The sequence below is a fragment of the Roseibium sp. genome (assembly GCF_965232425.1).
Lineage (GTDB): Bacteria > Pseudomonadota > Alphaproteobacteria > Rhizobiales > Stappiaceae > Roseibium.
In genome coordinates this window covers 5,862,083-5,881,197 of record NZ_OZ246971.1, presented here as the reverse complement: position 1 = coordinate 5,881,197, position 19,115 = coordinate 5,862,083, and the positions used below count along the sequence as shown (strand labels likewise).

The 19,115-nt window shown below is 59.9% G+C and carries 16 protein-coding genes; 8 read left to right on the top strand and 8 right to left on the bottom strand.

The window, feature by feature from the left end:
* The first annotated feature begins 56 nt into the window (after positions 1-56).
* The 3 genes from ACO08A_RS26830 (at position 57) to ACO08A_RS26820 (ending at position 2,809) form a co-directional block, all read left to right on the top strand.
* Positions 57-1,493, top strand: a complete 1,437-nt coding sequence (locus ACO08A_RS26830) for a cryptochrome/photolyase family protein (RefSeq protein ID WP_422038901.1) — start codon at positions 57-59, stop codon at positions 1,491-1,493.
* A gap of 65 nt (positions 1,494-1,558) precedes the next feature.
* On the top strand, positions 1,559-1,927 hold the full coding sequence (locus ACO08A_RS26825) for a gamma-butyrobetaine hydroxylase-like domain-containing protein (protein ID WP_422038900.1): 369 nt from the start codon (positions 1,559-1,561) through the stop codon (positions 1,925-1,927).
* 168 nt (positions 1,928-2,095) lie between these two features.
* Positions 2,096-2,809: a DNA helicase gene (locus ACO08A_RS26820; protein WP_422038899.1), complete on the top strand. Its 714-nt coding sequence runs from the start codon at positions 2,096-2,098 to the stop codon at positions 2,807-2,809.
* Between the two features lie 87 nt (positions 2,810-2,896).
* Here ACO08A_RS26820 and ACO08A_RS26815 read toward each other — a convergent pair whose 3' ends face one another.
* The 6 genes from ACO08A_RS26815 to ACO08A_RS26790 all read right to left on the bottom strand — a co-directional run bounded on the left by ACO08A_RS26815 (position 2,897) and on the right by ACO08A_RS26790 (position 9,336).
* Positions 2,897-3,490, bottom strand: a complete 594-nt coding sequence (locus tag ACO08A_RS26815; RefSeq protein ID WP_420332096.1) for a L,D-transpeptidase — start codon at positions 3,488-3,490, stop codon at positions 2,897-2,899.
* A 350-nt stretch (positions 3,491-3,840) separates the two neighbouring features.
* Complete coding sequence (locus tag ACO08A_RS26810; protein ID WP_422038898.1) at positions 3,841-5,532, bottom strand: DUF1963 domain-containing protein; 1,692 nt, start codon at positions 5,530-5,532, stop codon at positions 3,841-3,843.
* 224 nt (positions 5,533-5,756) lie between these two features.
* Positions 5,757-7,394: a fumarate hydratase gene (locus tag ACO08A_RS26805; protein WP_422038897.1), complete on the bottom strand. Its 1,638-nt coding sequence runs from the start codon at positions 7,392-7,394 to the stop codon at positions 5,757-5,759.
* Positions 7,395-7,531: 137 nt separating this feature from the next.
* The gene (locus tag ACO08A_RS26800; RefSeq protein WP_422038896.1) at positions 7,532-8,089 is read right to left on the bottom strand and encodes a YceI family protein; all 558 of its coding nucleotides are present in this window, start codon (positions 8,087-8,089) and stop codon (positions 7,532-7,534) included.
* Positions 8,090-8,113: 24 nt separating this feature from the next.
* A complete protein-coding gene (locus ACO08A_RS26795) occupies positions 8,114-8,698 on the bottom strand; it encodes a cytochrome b (RefSeq protein ID WP_422038895.1) in 585 nt (194 codons plus the stop codon).
* A gap of 53 nt (positions 8,699-8,751) precedes the next feature.
* On the bottom strand, positions 8,752-9,336 hold the full coding sequence (locus ACO08A_RS26790) for a YceI family protein (RefSeq protein WP_422038894.1): 585 nt from the start codon (positions 9,334-9,336) through the stop codon (positions 8,752-8,754).
* A 389-nt stretch (positions 9,337-9,725) separates the two neighbouring features.
* Here ACO08A_RS26790 and ACO08A_RS26785 point away from each other — a divergent pair, with 389 nt between their 5' ends.
* The 5 genes from ACO08A_RS26785 to ACO08A_RS26765 all read left to right on the top strand — a co-directional run bounded on the left by ACO08A_RS26785 (position 9,726) and on the right by ACO08A_RS26765 (position 16,574).
* Complete coding sequence (locus ACO08A_RS26785; protein WP_422038892.1) at positions 9,726-10,448, top strand: glycerophosphodiester phosphodiesterase; 723 nt, start codon at positions 9,726-9,728, stop codon at positions 10,446-10,448.
* A 286-nt stretch (positions 10,449-10,734) separates the two neighbouring features.
* Entirely contained in the window at positions 10,735-11,661 is a 927-nt protein-coding gene (locus ACO08A_RS26780; protein ID WP_422038891.1) for a FecR domain-containing protein, read from the top strand.
* Between the two features lie 58 nt (positions 11,662-11,719).
* Positions 11,720-14,491, top strand: coding sequence for an EAL domain-containing protein (locus ACO08A_RS26775; protein ID WP_422038890.1), 2,772 nt, complete (start codon positions 11,720-11,722; stop codon positions 14,489-14,491).
* 128 nt (positions 14,492-14,619) lie between these two features.
* The gene (locus tag ACO08A_RS26770; RefSeq protein WP_422038889.1) at positions 14,620-15,423 is read left to right on the top strand and encodes a DeoR/GlpR family DNA-binding transcription regulator; all 804 of its coding nucleotides are present in this window, start codon (positions 14,620-14,622) and stop codon (positions 15,421-15,423) included.
* A complete protein-coding gene (locus tag ACO08A_RS26765) occupies positions 15,420-16,574 on the top strand; it encodes an MFS transporter (protein WP_422038888.1) in 1,155 nt (384 codons plus the stop codon). Before ACO08A_RS26770 ends, ACO08A_RS26765 begins: the two co-directional genes overlap by 4 nt.
* 342 nt (positions 16,575-16,916) lie before the next feature.
* On the opposite strand, the gene ACO08A_RS26760 is transcribed toward ACO08A_RS26765, so the two are convergent.
* Together ACO08A_RS26760 and ACO08A_RS26755 are read right to left on the bottom strand one after the other, a co-directional pair.
* Positions 16,917-18,374 carry an NAD-dependent succinate-semialdehyde dehydrogenase gene (locus ACO08A_RS26760; RefSeq protein WP_422038887.1) on the bottom strand — a complete coding sequence of 486 codons (1,458 nt, stop codon included), beginning with the start codon at positions 18,372-18,374 and terminating at the stop codon, positions 16,917-16,919.
* 235 nt (positions 18,375-18,609) lie between these two features.
* Positions 18,610-18,963, bottom strand: a complete 354-nt coding sequence (locus tag ACO08A_RS26755; RefSeq protein WP_422038886.1) for a helix-turn-helix domain-containing protein — start codon at positions 18,961-18,963, stop codon at positions 18,610-18,612.
* Between the last annotated feature and the right edge of the window lie 152 nt (positions 18,964-19,115).

Below are 19,115 nucleotides of genomic sequence, written 5' to 3'. Positions count from 1 at the left end.
GTTGATCCAGTCGCGGTCATGGACGTATCTGGAACAGTCAACAAATTCGAGGCATCATGACCACACTTGTTTGGTTCCGGCAGGACCTGAGAACGGCTGATAACCCGGCGCTCCATGAAGCGGTGAAAAACGGGCCGGTTCTGCCCGTGTTCGTGCTAGAGGATCCGGCGCAGACCGGTGAGACCCATCCGCTCGGAGGTGCCAGCAAATGGTGGCTTCATCACAGCCTTGAAACCCTCGAACGGAACCTGCCGGGTCTGATCGTATGCAGGGGCGACGCGCGCCATCTCATTCCACAGATCGCACGGGAGAGCGGGGTTCGCGCGGTCTACTGGAACCGGTGCTACGAGCCGCAGGCGATCGAGCGCGACACGGAAATCAAGTCCCTTCTGAAGGACGGCGGTTTCGAGGTCCAGAGCTTCAAGGCATCGCTTCTGTTCGAACCATGGGAACTCGCCAACAAGACCGGAGGCTCCTTCAAGGTCTATTCGCCCTTCTGGAAGACGGCGCAGCAGCAGCCGGTGAACGCACCCTTGCCCGCACCAAAAGAGGTGACCTTCTTGGACAGCGCGCATGGCGAAGCCCTTGAGAACCTCGGGCTGCTGCCGTCAAAGCCGAATTGGGCGGCGGGATGGGATCGCCTGTGGCAGCCCGGTGAAAACGGCGCGTCGAAGCGCCTGAAGACGTTTCTGGCGGAAGGCCTGGAAGGTTACGGCGAGCTTCGAAACCGGCCGGATTTGCCGAATGTCTCCAGGCTGTCCCCACATCTGCATTTCGGCGATATCTCTCCGCGGCAGATCTGGAACGAAACCTGGAAGGCAATCGATGCCGAGGACGGATACCGCAAGGACGGTCACAAGTTCCTGTCGGAAATCGCCTGGCGCGAGTTTTCCTATCATCTCCTCTATCACTTTCCGGAGCTGCCGCAGGCAAACTGGCGTCCTTCGTTCGACGCCTATCCCTGGCGGGAGTCTCCGGAAGATCTCGAACGCTGGCAAAAAGGTGAAACCGGCTATCCGATCGTCGACGCGGGCATGCGTGAACTCTGGCAGACCGGATACATGCACAACCGCGTCCGGATGATCGTCGCGAGTTTTCTGGTCAAGCACCTTCGTTTGCACTGGCGCCATGGCGAGGCATGGTTCCGCGACACGTTGCTCGATGCGGACCTTGCCAACAATTCTGCCAGCTGGCAGTGGGTGACCGGATCCGGGGCCGATGCGGCACCTTATTTCAGGATCTTCAATCCGATCACGCAGGGCAGGAAATTTGATCCGGACGGTACCTATGTGAAGACCTGGGTACCGGAGCTGAAAGGGTTGGAAACGGACTATCTGTTCGAGCCGTTCAGCGCCTCAAAGACCGAACTGGAACGGGCGGATATCGTGCTCGGCAGGGACTATCCCATGCCGATTGTCGATCACGCGGCGGCGCGGCAGGCGGCTCTCGACGGATATGAGGCGGTGAAGCTCGCCGGTCAAAACGCCGCTTGACGCATCGATTGTGCGCAGTATCGTCCCGGCACACCTGAAAACTCAAACGTTCCGGAAGAAAATCAATGGCGGACGAGTCCACTCCCTGGCCGACAGAACTGCGGGTCGCAAGCGACAGGAAAACGCTGACAGTTGCGTTCGACAATGGGGCTGCCCATGACCTGTCCGCTGAATACCTGAGGGTCTGCTCGCCGTCTGCGGAGGTCAAGGGTCATGCACCGTCGCAAAAGCAGACGGTTCCCGGCAAGCGCAATGTCGAGATCATCAAGGTCGAACCGGTCGGCAACTACGCCGTTCGCATCCATTTCGACGACATGCACAGTTCGGGCATCTATTCATGGCGCTATTTGCTGGACCTTGGCGAACGGCCGGAGAGCCACTGGGGCGTCTACCTCCAGGAACTTGCGCAAAAAGGCCTCAGCCGGGACATCTAGATCCGGATTACCCACCTTGATGGCGCGAATCGGATAGACTGGCGCAAGGCTGACCCGAGCCTTCCCCCTCCGACCGGAAAAGCAGCTGACCTGCAGGGCTCCACACGACATTGGCTAGATGCGCGCGCATGAGGAGGGATTGCGGACCGGCGCAAACAGGATCTGCCAATGAAGTTGTCCGCTCCGGTCTATCGCCTCAGACGCAGGGCCAGAAACCTTGCCAGACGCGAAAATATTCCTCTTTCCAGGGCACTGGACCGCATTGCGAATGCGGAAGGGTTCAGCAGCTGGAACCGCCTGGTCTCCGTCCACGGAAAAAGAGCGCCATCAGCACGCTTGCTGGAGGTTCTTCAACCGGGTGAACTGATGCTGCTGGCCGCACGGCCCGGGCATGGAAAGACACGCCTGGGTCTCGATCTGTTGTCGGAGGCATCCAGCCGTGGTTTCTCTTCGGTGTTTTTCTCCTCGGAGTTTTCCGAAAAGGAGCTGTCGCAGCTTGGTCCGGCGATCCGGCATCCCGGGCCTGGACGCGACAGGTTCGAAGCCGTGCTCACGGATACGCTGAATGCGAATACGGTCAAGGATTGTCTTTCGGGAAACGCCGGTGGTGTGGTCGCTGTCATCGATTATCTGCAGGTTCTGGACCAGAACCGCGCGTCCCCCGAACTGTCTGATCAGGTCGAAATGCTCAAAGGGTTTGCGGCCACCGGGGACCTGCGGCTGGTGGTCCTGTCGCAGGTTCACCGGTCCTATGACCCGGCAGGCAAGGCTCTCCCGGACTGGGCGGACGTCAGGCTGCCCAACCCCGTCAACCTGTCGCTGTTCGACAGGGGCTGCTTTCTGCATGACGGCAAGCTGGCTGTTCACCCGGGACCCGGATGACAGGGGAAGGCGGGAAAGCTGGCGAGGGTACGAAAAAAGGCCGGATCACAAGATCCGGCCTTTTCTTGAATGAGCTGCGGTCGATGCTTAGCGCTTGACCACGATCTTGGAGCCAACGCTGACGTTCTTGTAGAGATGGATCACGTCTTCGTTCGCCATACGGATGCAGCCTGAAGAAACTTCAGAACCGATTGTCCACGGCTCGGTGGTTCCATGAATGCGATAAAGGGTCGAGCCGATATAGAGCGCGCGCGCACCCATCGGGTTGTTCGGGCCGCCCGGCATGTAGGTCGGCAGGATCCGGCCTTTCTTGCGCTCACGCGCCCGCATCTGCGCAGGCGGTGTCCAGCTCGGCCATTCCGCCTTGCGGGTGACGCGGTGCGTGCCGGCCCACTGGAAGCCCTGCTTGCCGACGCCAACGCCGTATTTCATGGCCTTGCCGTTGGGCAGAACGTGATAGAGGCGGCGCTCGGACGTGTCGATCACGATGGTTCCGGGCGAGTATGGTCCGCTATATTTGACCTGCTTGCGCCGCACGGGCGACTTGCCGCCGGGGTGATACTTCGGCGTCACCCAGGTGTTGGTGCTGTGGTCGAAGTATCCGGCGCGAGCCGACACTTCGGCGGGTAACAGGAACGAGCCTGCCAGTATTGCAATCACTGCGTAGAAATAAGTCTTCATATTTATCCCCCTTCAGCGCCTGCCCACGTCAGAGCGCGCATCACATCGAAGGTTACGTTAGGAAAATCTCCTTGCCGCACTATTAACAATCATGGCCTAATTTTGATTGGAAAGGAATCTCACGATGATGTGAGGAGGCGGCCGGTCGATCAAATGTGCCGAAATTGCAACGGAAATTTCTCCCATTAAGAGAAAAATTTTGGTATTGCACTTAAAAAGTGCGCAACTTTCTTCAATTCGGCAGTGATCCGCCTCGATTATTGATCTGAGGGAAATGAAGAGATATGCGCCGAAATGTCGACGCTTTCCGTCCGATCACGAACGGTCCGGCCTGATTCCGACTTCCGGGATCAATGCGCGCAATGCGCCGCCGAGACCTTGTCGAATTCCTGTTCGCCAAGATCGCTTTCATTGATCATGAAGTCGAACTCGCCGCCGTCGCCGATGGTCATCTCGGCACCCCAGTCGCTGAACAGCTGCAGGAGCAACTGCTCCGGACTGTCATGGGCCATCTGGAACTGGACGGAGGAGAGGTGCCCGAACATCTGGTGGTAGCAGTTGCCGGAGCGGGCGCCGGGAAATTCGGGGCACTGGACACCGTCGGCATCCTTCAGGAATACGGGATGCCTGTCCGCCGCCGCGACATAGACCAGCTCGGGGACATGCTTTGCAAGCTCCGGATCGGCACCCGATTCCGTCACCAGCCTGTGCATCGCCCGTTCGATATCCGATTTCAGATAGTTGCTGTATCGCTTGTCGGCCGCCTGGGCGAGAAAATCATTGAGGTCTTCGATGAAGGCCTCGATCGCGCGCTGTTCGATGGCTGTTTCGTGAGATCTGTCCGCCTGCAGCTGCCAGTCTTCGAAACAGGTTTCAAATCCGGTTTCCTCCAGCTTGGCCGCGTGCCGGTTGCGCAGGATACGGCAGATCAGGCCGATGCCTCTCGGGGCGAACGGGAATCCGGTTTCCTCGTGGGGCCTGACAACAAGCGGCTTGCCGGCCGCCTTGTCCTCTTCGGTCCAGGGCGCGAACAGATGGAACTCCCGGTGCCGGGCGTTGTCCGCCGTCATGGTTCCGAACGCGGTCAGCAGCTGATCCGTCAGGTGGCGGGTGTGCGCCTCCCTGTATCCCTCCGGCGCCTCGAAGGGCAGCCCCTCGGCAACCGGCATCGTTTCGACCTTCGCGAAGTTCAGCGGCCATTCGGGGAAGATGCGGGACTTCTCGTCGCCCGGAAGGCCGAACAGGAGGTCGAAGTGATAGTTGCCGTCCCGGAGCGAGGGCAGGTTCTTCGGGAAAGCGGTTGGTGCGCCGGCATAGTCCGCATCGTAGAGGACACGAATGTCGTTCGCGCTGGCGACCTCGGGTTCGGACCAGGAAAGGCTCTCGTCAAACCGGCCGAAGAAAAACAGCATGCCGGCTTTCGGAATGCCTTCCGGGCGCCAGGGCAGATCCGCAAGGTCGATCTGCGCCAGAAAGTGCAGCGGAAGGTCCGCCTTGACCTGATCGCCGTGCCCCGGTGCCTTCGGCCAGGGAATGCTGTTGGGAAGATCCGGCAGTCCGCCGATCTTGCTGCGCCCGTGTTTCTCGCGATGCGGCGGATAGGGACGAAACGCATAAACCGCCGGACGGGCAAGCCGGCTGCGCAGGCTGTCGAACGTGTCGCCGGTTTCCGGGTCGAGTTTTGCCTCTTTCCTGTGCTCGCGCTTGAGCTCAAGGACCTCCTTGCGTTCCGGCGCCGGCTCGGCGTCGGCTTCTGCCGGCTCCGTTTCCTCGGGCAGCTTCTTGGTCTCCTTCACCAGGACTTGCTGGAAGCGGCCGTCATTGATGTCTTGCGTCTCGGCATTCTGCTTCCGGTTGGACTTCAGCGGCAAAAGCGACCAGAGCGAACTGAAGACCGGTTTGAAAAGCGGCAGCAGCACCATGCCCGCGACACTTCCCAGGATCGCAACCAGAAACAGAAAATATGCCTTGGGAAAGCCGAGCTGCTTGCTGCCATACGCAAAAATGACAAGAACCAGAAGGTAAAGTGCGAATTTAACCATGCAGACATCTATGATGTTGAGTTTTCACCCACATTTGTGACTGCATGGAATAAAGATCAGGTAAAGTTTTTTGGACAAATACCAACAGAACCTGTTGGGAAAAGGCGGCCAGAGCCGCCTTTTTCTTGTTTGGCCGGGCGGGAAGCCCGCTTGTCGCGCTTTTCCTTGCAGCTCATCGACGTTCGCTGCGCCAATTCAACCAAATTAATGAGTCCTGACCCCGGTCAGCCCAAATTCAGTTCCTTGAAGAAATCGTTGCCCTTGTCATCGATGACGATGAAGGCGGGGAAGTCCTCGACTTCAATCTTCCAGATGGCTTCCATGCCGAGTTCCTCGAATTCGACGACCTCAACCTTCTTGATGCAGTCCTGGGCAAGACGCGCTGCCGGTCCGCCGATGGACCCGAGATAGAAACCGCCATGGGCCTGGCAGGCTCTGCGCACCTGGGCCGAGCGGTTGCCCTTCGCCAGCATGACCATGGAGCCGCCGGCTGCCTGGAACTGATCGGCGTAAGCGTCCATCCGCCCGGCCGTGGTCGGTCCGAATGAGCCCGACGGCATGCCGTCCGGTGTCTTTGCCGGGCCCGCGTAGTAGATCGGGTGGTTCTTGAAATAGTCCGGCAGCGGTTCGCCGCTTTCAAGGCGGTCGCGCAACTTGGAGTGCGCGAGGTCGCGGGCCACGATCAAAGGACCGGTGAGGGACAGACGCGTCTTGACCGGATGCTTGCTGAGCTCGCCCAGAATTTCGGACATTGGCCGGGTCAGGTCGATCTTCACGACATTGTCCGACAGCGATTCGTCGGTCACTTCCGGAAGGTACTTTTCGGGCTGCGTCTCCAGTTGCTCGAGGAAGATACCGTCCTTCGTGATCTTGCCGACGGCCTGGCGGTCCGCCGAGCAGGAGACCGCAAGGCCGATGGGGAGCGAGGCCCCGTGACGGGGCAGGCGGATGACGCGGACATCGTGGCAGAAATATTTGCCGCCGAACTGGGCGCCGACGCCCGTTGCCTGCGTGAGCTTGTGGATTTCCTCTTCCATGGCAAGGTCGCGAAACGCGTGGCCGCTTTCCGATCCGCCGGTCGGCAGGCCGTCGAGGTATCTGGCTGAGGCGAGTTTGGCCGTCTTGAGGTTCATTTCAGCCGAGGTGCCGCCGATCACGATCGCCAGGTGATAGGGGGGGCAGGCAGCCGTACCGAGCGTCAGGATCTTTTCCTTCAGGAAATCGATCATGCGGTCATGCGTGAGCAGCGACGGCGTCCCCTGGAAAAGGAACGTCTTGTTCGCCGAGCCGCCGCCCTTGGCCATGAACAGGAACTTGTAGGCATCTTCGCCTTCGGCATAGAGCTCGATCTGCGCCGGCATGTTGCTCGCGGTGTTTTTCTCCTCGAACATGGAGATCGGCGCGAGTTGGGAATACCGGAGGTTCTTCTTGAAATAGGCGTCCCGGGCGCCTTCGCCGAGGGCGGCTTCGTCGCCGCCCTTGGTCCAGACCCTGCGGCCTTTCTTGCCCATGATGATCGCGGTGCCGGTGTCCTGGCACATCGGCAGCACACCGTGCGAGGCGATATTTGCGTTTTTCAGAAGATCGAAGGCGACGAACTTGTCATTTTCCGTTGCTTCCGGATCGTCGAGAATTTTCCTCAGCTGCTCAAGGTGGCCGGGCCGGAGATAGTGATTGATGTCCTTGAAGGCTTCCTCCGCCAGCAGGCGCAGCCCTTCCGGATCGACCATGAGCACTTTTTCTCCGTTGAATTCGGCGGTGCTGACGTGGTCGGACGTCAGCTTGCGGTACGGGGTCTGATCCTCGTCCTGCGGGAAGAGTGCGCTGTGGTGATATTCGGGAGGGGTGACGGGAGCGTTCATGAGGCGTCTTTCCTGATCTGGCTGCCTCGGCATCACCCGGCGGCGCTGGAACGATATCTGCCGTTCTCATACGGCAAAAAGGCCGCGGACGCCAAGTCCCGCGGCCTGCACAATTGGTTGCACAATCTGTGTGAATGTCAGCGCGTTGCCGTCAGGTCGAGCGTGACGGTGACGATATCGCCGACCGTGTCCGTGCCGACGCCGGCGCCGAGCCCGTAGTCGAGGCGATTGAGTTTCGCGGTTCCGGCCGCCCTCGCGGTGTCGCCGTCGATGTCGAGCGTGAAGTCGAGTGTCACCGGATGCGACGCGCCCTTGATGGTCAATGTGCCGTCGGCCTTGTAGCTGTTGCCTTCAACGAGCGTGGCGCCTTCTGCCTTGAACTCTGCAACGGGAAAGCCGACGGCATCGAACCAGTCTGCGGCGGGCAGGGTCGTGTCGAACTGCGGATTGCCTGTCGAGGCGCTGGCCGGGTTGATCGTGGCGACGATGACGGCGCTCTCGGGAGCGGCGGCATCAAAATCGATGCTGGCATCCCAGGTGGTGAAGGTTCCGGTCAGTGCTGCGCTGCCCTGCTGGACTTCGAAGGCAAGCGTACTGCTCGCTGGATCCACGCTCCAGGCCTCGCCTTGCGCAGCGGAAACCGCGCCAAACATTGACAAGGACAAGCCGGAGAGGACAAGTTGTTTCAGTATCATGTTACGAAATCCTGAAGTGAGAAATTAAGACTTGGCCTTGGCCGGTCCGGTCGACACCATGCGTTTCAAAGTGTCGTCCCGGGCGATGAAGTGATGTTTGAGTGCGGCGGCCACATGAACGACGATCAGCGCGATCAGAAGGTAGGCGCCATATGCGTGCAGGACCTTGAAGAAGCCTTCCGCCTGTTCCTTGGTGCCGAGTGCTTCGGGAACCGGCAGATGCGGCACGGGCTGGACGTTGAAGAGCACCGTCGGAATGCCCCAGGGCGACGCCGAAACCATGAACCAGCCCGTGATCGGCATCGCGAAGATAAGGGCGTAGAGACCGATATGTCCGAGATGCGCGGCCGTTTTCTCAAGCGGATGCATGCCGGCAGGCAGTTTCGGGGAGGGATTCACAAAGCGCCAGGCCAACCGGAGGACGGCAAGCGTCAGGACCACGAAGCCGACCGACTTGTGCAACTGATAGAGCTGAAACGTTTCCGGGTCTGCTGGCGGCAGCGACGTCATATAGAGCCCGAAAGCAAGCATTCCGGCGATCAGCACGGCCATCGTCCAGTGAAAGGCGATTGCAATGCGTCCGTAACCGGTTGAAGTGTTGCGCAGCATGGCGGGCTCCTTGAGTTGGGAGGCCGGTCAAACCGGCCTCCGTGTCGGTCGGGTCAGTTCGTTGCCTGCGAAACCAGCGTTTCGGCATGGAACGTCACAGTGACCTCGTCACCTACATAGGGCACGAACTTGTCCATGCCGAAGTCGGAACGTTTGATCACGGTGGTGACCGAGAATCCGGCAGCCGGTTTCTTGGCCATCGGATGGTCACCCATGGCAAGGACGTCGACCGTCAGCGTGACCGGTTTGGTGATGCCGCGCAGCGTCAGGTCGCCGGTGACGTCCAGCTGGTTCTCGCCGGTCTGCTCGACCTTGGTGCTTTTGAACGTTGCCTGCGGGAACTTGGCCGCGTCAAAGAAATCTGGGCTCTTCAGGTGCGTGTCGCGATCCGCCCAGAACGTGTCGAGGCTGTCGATGTTGATCGTGAACTCGATGGAGGAGTTCGCAGGCGTCTCCTTGTCGATCAGCAAGGTGCCGTCCCAGTCGCCGAAGCGTCCGTCGGTCGTCGAATAGCCGAGGTGGTTGTAGGTGAAGGAGAGATTGGCGTGGGACTTGTCGAAGTCATAAGCGACCGGTTCGGCGATCGCCGGGGCTGCGAGAAGGGAAAGAGCAAGTGCGGAAGCTGCAAAACGGATCATGGGAGAACCTCATATCGTTGATCGAAGAGCGTTCGCTCATGAACGCTGCACCGGGAAGATAAGAAAGAAATTTTGCAGTGCAATTTGACTGACCGTTCGGTGTCGCTGAACAATATGTCGCACCGCTGGAGCGATTCTCCCGGGAGATGCCGGCCGTTGAAACGGGAGGCTCAGACAGCGAATCGAAAACGCGTGTTCTGCGATATTCCTGCATTTTCTGGTTGCGGAAGGCAAAAGCAGAGTTCGTAAGCTCATGAAAACAAAGAACGAGTACATTTGTCATCAATCCATCAAGAAATTCAGGCAGCAAGTATGGATAATCTTGTCCAAAGAGGTGAGAAGGCAATCGGGGGGCGGCCGGTCCGGTTCGGCTACAAGGAGTACGTTACGTGAAACAGGCAGTCATCGTGTGCCATCGGGGTGCATGCAGACACGCTCCCGAAAATACCTTTGCTTCGCTCGAAAAGGCCATCGAACTCGGCGCGGATGTCGTCGAGCTCGACGTCAGGCCGTCGAAGGACGGTGTCCTCTACGTTCTGCATGACGACACGCTCGAGCGGACCACAAACGGGGCCGGCCGGCTTTCGGATTTCTCTTCCGCCGAACTTGACCGCCTCGACGCAGGCACCTGGTTCTCACCCGAGTTTGCCGGTGAACGCATCCCGCGTCTGGATGCATTCCTGGATGCCTGCCGCGGCCGGATCGGGACCTACGTGGAAATCAAGGAAGGCGATCCCGGTGAAGTCCGGGACATGCTTGCGGCGCGTGGCATGCTCAATGACGCCTGGACCTTTTCCTTCGATCAGTCGATCCGTGCGTTGGCACGGGCGAAGGTGCCGGATCTGAAGCGCATGCTTCTGTTCGCGCATGTCGGCTCCGTGGAACGCGCCGTGGCCCAGGACGCCCATATCCTCGAATTCGACAAGGACACTCTGCGCGAAGATCTCGTAAAGGAAGCCCGGGATGCGAACCTCATAACGCAGATGTTCTACGACGGCGACGACAGGGACATGTTCGAAAAAGCGGTTCGCTACGGTATCGAACAGATGAACATCGATCATGTCGAGGTGTTCCGGGAAGTTGAAAGCGCGTTGCTGGCACCTGCTGAATGATTGTCCCGTTTGTTCAAATTTGAGAAGAGGGATTCACTTACTGGAAACCCTGTTCGTCGAACGGGTCAATTATTTCTAAATATTTATTTTGAGTTAAGCAGAAATCGCTAAGAAAAAAGCTGAATTTTACCTGTGAGGTAGTTTAGCTATGGTTGTCTGTAACTTGAAGAGCAACTTAAAGATATCAGACCCTTCAAAGCATTCCAAATATAAAAGTCGGTCGAGTAAAACCCCGGCCGTCCTTTTTGCTGCCTTGTTTTTAATACCGCTTTTCCTCGCAGGGACGGTGACCGGCGCGGCAGCGTCCGAATGGGTGGTCAAGCGCGTATCCGGCATCGTCTATTTTGTCGCCCCGGATGTCGAGGCCTTCCGCGTCAAGCGCGGCATGGCTTTTGAAAAAGGCTACACCATGGGCACGAGGGCAGGCGGCCGGGCATTGATCGCGCGCGGTGAGGAAACCATCAGCGTGGGGCCCAACACCACCTTTGCGATCTCGAAATATCAAAGCAACAGGTCGAAAACGACCCTCTTGCAGCGCAAGGGAAAGGTCACCGTCGATGTCGCGAAACGGTCGCGGCCGCACTTCTTCGTCGAAACGCCTTTTCTGGCCGCCGTGGTCAAGGGCACCCGGTTCGACGTCTCTGTTGACGAGTCGCGCGCGCGCGTCTCCGTGGACAGGGGTGTTGTCGGGGTTGAAGACTTCTCTTCCGGAGATCGCGCCGATCTGACGGCCGGGCAGAACGCCTCCAGCGGGAACGGAAACAATGGTGGCCTGAGTGTCGGCGGACGCACCAAACCGGACGTGCGCAAGGGGCCGAAACGCAGCCCGAAAGTGGCGGCGCTCGGACGTCCGGCACCGGTCGAGATTCAGAAAGAGAAGCCTCAAAAGGCAAAGGGACTGTTCGGCGGTCTGTTCGGCTCCAACGAGAGCTCGAGCGGTAACGGCAATTCGAATGGCAATGGCAACGGCAATTCGAATGGCAACAGCAACGGCAATTCGAACGGCAACAGCAACGGCAATTCGAACGGCAACAGCAACGGCAATTCGAATGGCAATGGCAACGGCAATTCGAATGGCAACGGCAACGGCAATTCGAACGGCAACAGCAACGGTAATTCGAATGGCAACGGCAACGGCAATTCGAACGGCAACAGCAACGGTAACTCGAACGGCAACGGAAATGGCAATTCGAACGGCAACAGTGGCAAATGATGTGAACTCGAAAGAGACACGCCCAGTGTTGCATCGTTTGCGAACCGGGTGAGGCGGGGTGAACGTCTGGAACGAGAAATTTGGCGGTCGTTTTGTGAACGCCTTTCTGGTCGCGGTCTTCCTGGCCGCGGCTATTCTCGTTTTGCGCTTCGCGGGTTTGACCGACAGCATCGACAGACTTGCCTGGGAGACCAGGTTCAGCCTGGACACCAAACCGGTCTCGGGTCAGATCGTCTTCATTGATATTGATGCCGGCAGTCTCGAGGAGGTCGGGGTCTGGCCCTTTCCCCGCCGGATCCATGCCGATCTCGTCGACCGGCTCGCGGGCGCCGGTGCGCAGGATATCGTCTTCGACGTTGATTTCAGTGCCGCGTCCAACCCGGAAGATGATGCTTTGTTCGCGCGTGCGATCGAGCAGGCGGGCAATGTCAGCCTCGCCGCCTTCCGTCAGGCGGCCTCCGCGCAGTCCGGCGAAAATGAAGTCATCAATCTTCCTGCGGACCCTTTTTTGGATCATGCCTGGCCAGTGGTCGTCATGGTGCCGATGGAGGCTGACAGCCGGATCTGGCGCAATCTCTATGGCTATGAGATAGACGGGATCACCGAGATCTCCGCCGCCGCCTATCTCGGGGAACACAGCGGTGACACGCAAGGCGCGTTCTATCTCGACTACGGGATCGACGTCGATGGCATTGCCCGAATTCCCATGGCCGACGTGTTGAATGGAACGGCCGATCTGGGTCAGGTCACCGGCAAGAAAGTCATCGTCGGGGCCAGCGCGCTCGAACTGCGCGACCTTTTCGCCGTGCCGGTGCACGGGATCATCCCCGGAGCGCTTGTCCAGGCGCTCGGTGCGGAAACGCTCCTCCAGAAGCGGGCGCTGACCCCCGTGAGCGAAGCCTTTGCGCTCCTCTTCGCGGTGCTTGTGTTCGCCCTTTTGCTGATCACCAAGATCGAGGGATGGGCGATCAAGCTCGGCATCTTCCTGCTGTCCGCCCTGGCGATCGAGATCGTGGCGTTCACCGTCCAGCAGTCGCATCCGGTTCTCGTTCCCACCGGCAGCGCCCATGTTCTGCTTCTCCTGGCGGCTGTGATTGTCGTTTTGCGCGAACTCGGACTGCACAAGCTTCTCGCACATGTCGCCGACATCAAGCAGCGCAACAGCGACCGGATGCTCGGTCAGGTTTTCGATGACAGTTTCGACGCCATCATCGTCATCGACAGCGATTGCCTGATCACGGCGGCCAACAGGACGGCGCGGTCCCTTTTCTCCAACGAAACGCTTGCCGGCAGCAGTGCGCGCTCAGCTCTGCCGAATGCGCTCGTTGAAGAAGCGATCGTTGCGCTTCAGGCCGCCGACGGGCGCGATCCGGTTCCGCAGATCCTTGTTCTCGCCCAGGAAGGAACAAAACGCCGTTTCATCGAATACGTGGTCACGAAGGCCGAAAAGACACTGGCCGAAGCCAGACACCCCAACAAGACTGAAACGCGGGCGCTAGCCTGCCTGACCTGCAGGGATGTCACCGACGAGCGGGAATCCGCGGCCCGGCTGGAATACCTGGCACGTTTCGATCCGATCACCGACCTCCTCAACCGCAACGGATTTGAGCGGGCGTTGAAAAAACAGACCAAAAGTACCTGTTCCAAGAGCGAGGCTGTCTGCGTGGTTCAGTTCGCCGTGACCAATCTCGACCAGATCGTAGCGACGCTCGGCTTCACCTATGGCGACCGTGTGCGCCAGTCGATCGCGTCGCGTCTGAAAAGCCATCTGGCCAAGGACGTCACCTGGGCCGCCATCAACGCCGACGTCTTCGCTGGCCTCAGCGTGTCGAAAACCGGCAGTGAAACGGAACTCGCGATCGTCGAGGAAGTTCAGAAAATCATCGGCGAAGACTACGCCATCGATGGCGCGCGCATCTCGGTGCAGCTCAAGTTCGGCTATGTCGTGTCCGAAGGTGAGGGGGATCCGGACCTCATTCTGAAACGCGCCGGCAACGCGCTGTCGACGGCACGGCGTGACAGCCAGAATCCGATCGTCTGTTTCAAGTCGGAAATGGACACCGCCCTTCAGCGTCGCAGAAAGCTGGAGACGGAACTGTTCAAGGCAATCATCCGGGATGAATTGCGTCTCGAATACCAGCCGCTGGTGCGCCTGAACGACAGCACGCTTTTCGGTGTTGAAGCGCTCTTGAGATGGGACAGCCGGGAATTCGGTCCGGTCTCGCCGGCGGAGTTCATTCCGATCGCGGAGGAAAACGGATACATCCAGGAACTCGGCGCCTGGGTGCTGAATCGCGGCATGAAGGAAGCCTTGCATTGGAAGCAGCCCTTGCGGCTTTCGGTCAATGTGTCGCCTGTGCAATTCTTCCGCGGGGATCTTGTCGAAACGGTCTCCGAAGCGCTTGAACGTTCGGGCTTTCCGGCCGACAGGCTGGATCTCGAAGTCACGGAATCGCTGTTCGTCGATGACAGCCCTGAGCTGATGCAGTGCATGGAAGACCTGAAGTCGCGCGGCTGCAACTTCTCCATGGACGATTTCGGCACCGGCTACTCGTCGCTCGGATACATCACCAAGTTCCCGTTCTCCAAGATCAAGCTCGACCGGTCCTTCATCAAGGAAACGATCGACCGGCAGGAAGACACGGCCGTGATCGAGGCGGTGCTCCTGCTCGCTGAAGGCTACGGCATGTCGGTGGTCGTCGAGGGCATCGAGACATTCGAGCAGTCCTGCCGGCTGCAGGAACTGGGCTGTCAGCTCGGTCAGGGCTATTACTTCGGCCGTCCGATGACAGCGATTGACGTTGCCGAGCGTCTTGTGGTCGCCGCCTGACCCGGCATTCTCCTTTCCGAAATCCATCCATCCGTTTGAAGTCGTCGCGTTCGCGCACGTGGTGATACTTGAAATGGGACGTAATTTTGTTCTTGTTCATGCACAGTTTTGCATGTTATTGCACATTTATGTCCAATGTTTCTCATCTTCCCAATCAGCGTCGCGCGGCCATTCTCGAAATCCTTGCCCGTGGCGAAGCAGTGTCGGCGGCAAAGTTGGCAGCCGACTTCGCCGTCTCCGAAGACGCTATCCGCCGGGATCTGCGCAAACTGGCCGCAGAGGGCCATTGCGAGAAAGTCTATGGCGGCGCGTTGCCGGTGGCGCCGTCAGCGCAGCCGGTTTCGGTGCGCACCACGGAAGATGTCGAGCGCAAGGAAGCCTTGGCAAAAGCCGCGCTCTCGCTGATCCGGCCAAGAGACTGCCTGTTTCTGGATGTCGGCAGCACCAACATCATCCTCGCGGAATACCTGCCTCTGAACCTTGAACTCACGGTCGTCACCAACTCCATCCCGGTAATCGCCAAGCTGACGGGGAAAAAGGGCCTGAACGTCTTTTCGCTTGGCGGCGCCGTCAACGCGGACGTGGGTGGGACGACGGGGTCGCAAACCATCAGGGCTTTGGAGGCTTTCCGGTTCGACCTGGCATTTCTCGGCACCTGCGGCCTTTGCCGCGAGACCGGCGTCAGCGCCTTTGACGCGCAGGATGCCGATGTGAAGCGGGCTGCAGTCAGCGCAAGCGACCGGGTTGTCATCCTGGCGACCGAACAGAAGCTTGGCGCCCGCTTGCCGCACAGGATCCTCCCCTTTGGCGGGATCGACTGCCTGGTTCTGGAAGCGCGTGTGAGCGAAGATTGCCGGGCGGAGTTCAGGACCGAAACAAATCAGGTCCTGACGGCCGCGCCGCCTGCGGCAAGACGGGGGGCCGTCCGATGAGTGTGGAAGCCGCAGGTCTTTCGGCCGATCGCCCCGAAACCAGGCTGGCAACGCGCCTCGCGTTTTTCGCCGCCGGGTTCGTGCTCGGATGCTGGTCGCCGCTCATTCCTTACGTGAAGCAGAGACTGGGCCTCGATGATGCCGGCCTCGGCCTGCTACTACTCGGCCTGGGTGCCGGGTCGGTTGCCGCAATGCCGCTTGCCGGAATTGCCTGCACACACTTCGGCACGCGCAAGGTGACGGTTGCCGGCGGACTGGGGCTGGCGCTGCTGTTTCCAGCCGTGGGGTTCGTCGGATCGCTCTGGACCATGGGGGCCGTTGTCATCCTGATCGGGATCTTCCTGGGCATGCTTGAAGTCGGCATGAATTCGCACGCCGTGGAAGTGGAACGCGGATCGCCCGGACCGCTCATGTCAGGGTTTCATGCGCTTTTCAGCATTGGCGGCTTCGCGGGGGCAGGCGGGGCAACCGTGTTGCTGTCCTCCGGCGCGTCGCCCGGCTTGACCGCGAGCGCCTGCGCGCTTCTGGCCCTTGCGGCGATCCTGGTGGCCTGGCCGATGCTGTTGAAGGCGGAACCGGAAGCCGGGTCGAACGCCATCGTTTTTCCAAGGGGCGTCGTTCTCGTGATCGCCCTGCTCACCGCCACGACCTTCCTCGTCGAAGGCGCGATCCTCGACTGGGGCGCGCTGCTGGTGACCGAACAGGGGCTGGTCGGCATCGCCATGGGCGGGTTCGGCTACATGCTGTTTTCCGTTGCCATGACGGTCGGCCGGATCTTCGGCGACAGGTTTGTCGCGGCGGTCGGGAGCCGCCGGTGCCTCATCTGGGGTGGCGGGGTAACGATCGGCGGCATACTGCTCGTGACGCTGACGCCTCACATCGCGATTTCGGCGATCGGCTTCGTCGCGATCGGACTGGGTGCATCCAACATCGTGCCGGTGCTGTTCAGCCTCGCCGGAACGCAGAAGGACATGCCGAGCGGGCAAGCGGTCGCCGCGGTCGCAACGACCGGCTACGGTGGCATCCTGCTCGGACCGGCCGCCATAGGCTTCGTTGCCAACGCCACCAGCCTGCAAACGGCTTTCCTGGCGCTGGCGCTGCTGATGTGTCTCGTGCCGCTTCTGGCGGTGCGTGTGACGCGCAATACCTGACGTCACGAAGACAGTCAGGATTTCGCTTCTGCTGTTGGCAGTCTAACCTTGAAACGCGGTACCAAGTTCGGTGTGTCTAGGGTACGGACTCATAAATGAAGTCAACTTGGTTTGGATCGTTTTGACCAATTGCGAGGAGCGCAAGCGCAGGAAATGTGGTTCATTTTCAAGCCTTTCGCGACGATGCAGATGGCCAAAACGGCCAAATCCGAAGGACGGCAAAATGGCTTCACCTCGCAACGTCACCGCGCTTGACCGGGCATAAAGCCCGCTCTGCGCACACTTCCTCGCGAGATTTTGCCATTTCTGCCGACAAGTCGGCTTCATTTATGAGTCCGTACCCTAGAGACCCAGTCCGCCGAGGCAGTTGTATTTCACGTTGAGATAGTCATCGAGACCGTATTTGGAGCCTTCGTTGCCGACGCCGCTTTCCTTGAAGCCGCCGAAAGGAGCCACCTCGGTCGTGATCACGCCTTCATTGACACCGACAAGGCCGTATTCGAGCGCCTCCATCACGCGGAAACACCGGCCCAGGTCCTGCGAATAGAAATAGCAGGCGAGCCCGTATTCCGTATCGTTGGCCAACTGGATGGCATCGGCCTCGCTGTCGAAGCGGAACAGGGCCGCAAGCGGACCGAAGGTCTCTTCATGTGCGACTTTCATGTCCGGAGTGGCGCCGGTAATCAGGGTCGGTTCGAAGAACGTGCCCTCGCCATCGGGCCGGTTGCCGCCGGAAACGAGTTCGCCGCCCTTGCTCAGGGCATCCTGCACATGCGCCGCAACCTTTTCCACGGCGGCCTCGTTGATCAGCGGACCCTGGGTGACCCCGGCCTCAAGACCGTTGCCGACCTTCAGCTGTTCAGCCATGGCGGTCTTCAGCTTCGCCGCAAACGCATCATAGACGCCGGCCTGGACGTAGATCCGGTTCGCGCAGACGCAGGTCTGACCGGAATTGCGGAACTTGCTGGCGATGGCCCCGCTGATGGCCCGGTCCAGGTCGGCATCGTCGAACACGATGAAAGGCGCGTTGCCGCCGAGTTCCATCGAGATCTTCTTCATGTTCTTGCCGGCATTCGCGGCCAGCAGCTTGCCAACCCGGGTCGACCCCGTGAACGTGATCTTGCGCACTGCCGGGTTTTCGCACATCTCCTCACCGATGGCCGGAGCGTCGCCGGTGACGATGTTGACGACGCCGGCCGGAAGGCCGACCTTGTCGGCCATGATGCCGTAGATCAGGGCGGAATAGGGCGTGAATTCCGCCGGCTTCATGACCATGGTGCATCCGGAGGCGAGCGCCGCGCCGAGCTTCCTGGCAATCATCGAATTCGGAAAATTCCAGGGCGTGATCGATGCAACAACGCCGACCGGTTCCTTCGTCACCAGAATGCGGCGGTCCGCCCAGGGAGACGGTATCGTGTCGCCGTAGATGCGTTTTCCTTCTTCGGCGAAGAAGCGGATGTATTTGACCCCGAGCGTGATTTCACCCTTGGCCTCGGCGACCGGTTTGCCCATTTCGGTGGTCAGAAGCACGGCAAGGTCGTCCACCTGGTCCATGATGGCGTCGCACAGCTTGTGCATATAGTCCGCACGGGCATCCGCCGTGAGGGCCTTCCACGCCGGAAACGCCGCCTTCGCCGCTGCGATGGCACGGGCGGTCTCGCCGCGTCCGCAATAGGGGATCGTTCCGATGCTCTCGCCGGTCGCGGGATTTGCAACGGCAATGGTCTGGCCGCTATCCGCATCAACCCACTCGCCGTTGATGTAGACGTTCTGCTTTATTAGTGCGGTGTTCAAAGACATGGATCACTCCCGAATTCTTGTGCGGAGAAGGGCGGCCGAACGGCCAGCCGGACCGGTTTTCAAAGAGATAGTGCGCCTTTGAGCCGTCTGGCAAGCGTTTTCAGGCCATAGGGGGAATTGGGCCCGGCCCGAGGTGTCAGACCGGTCGGATCACAGTCAACCGTTCGCGAAGGGAGGGGCGTTCAGAGGTCTGGTTTGGAGGGAAAACGGGCCCCGAAGGGCCCGCAAAGCCTTGTCAGGATCCGCTGAGGCGTTCCTGCAGCACCGCGATTTCGTCCGCGAGCGCCTGAGCCTGTTTCTGCACGCGGTCGAGCGCAACCTTCATGCTGTCGAGATCCGTAGCGTCGTGGTCCTCCGCGAAGGGAGGCGCTCCGCGCCCGACGAGCAGCCAGGTCGGGCTGACATTGAGAACGCCCGCGAGCAGGACCAGTTTGTTGGACCGGGGCTCGGAACGGTCGCTTTCCCAGCTTTGCATGGTCGACGTCTTGATGCCGAGGCGGCGGGCAAGCTGCGCTGTCGACAGACCGGATGCGTCGCGCGCCTTGCAGATACGCTCGCCAAGAGTGTATTCGCTGCTTCGTGTCGTCATGACTGAACTCCCGTCGAGGCCGGTTCGGTCCGTCACCAAATGAACGGTTTCGTTCGCCAAGAACGGAACATTTTTTCTGAAATGATGGGTCATGGCGCGCACACTTGCATGATCGGCCTGTGCAGTGCAACAGCTGCCGGGCGATTTGTCGC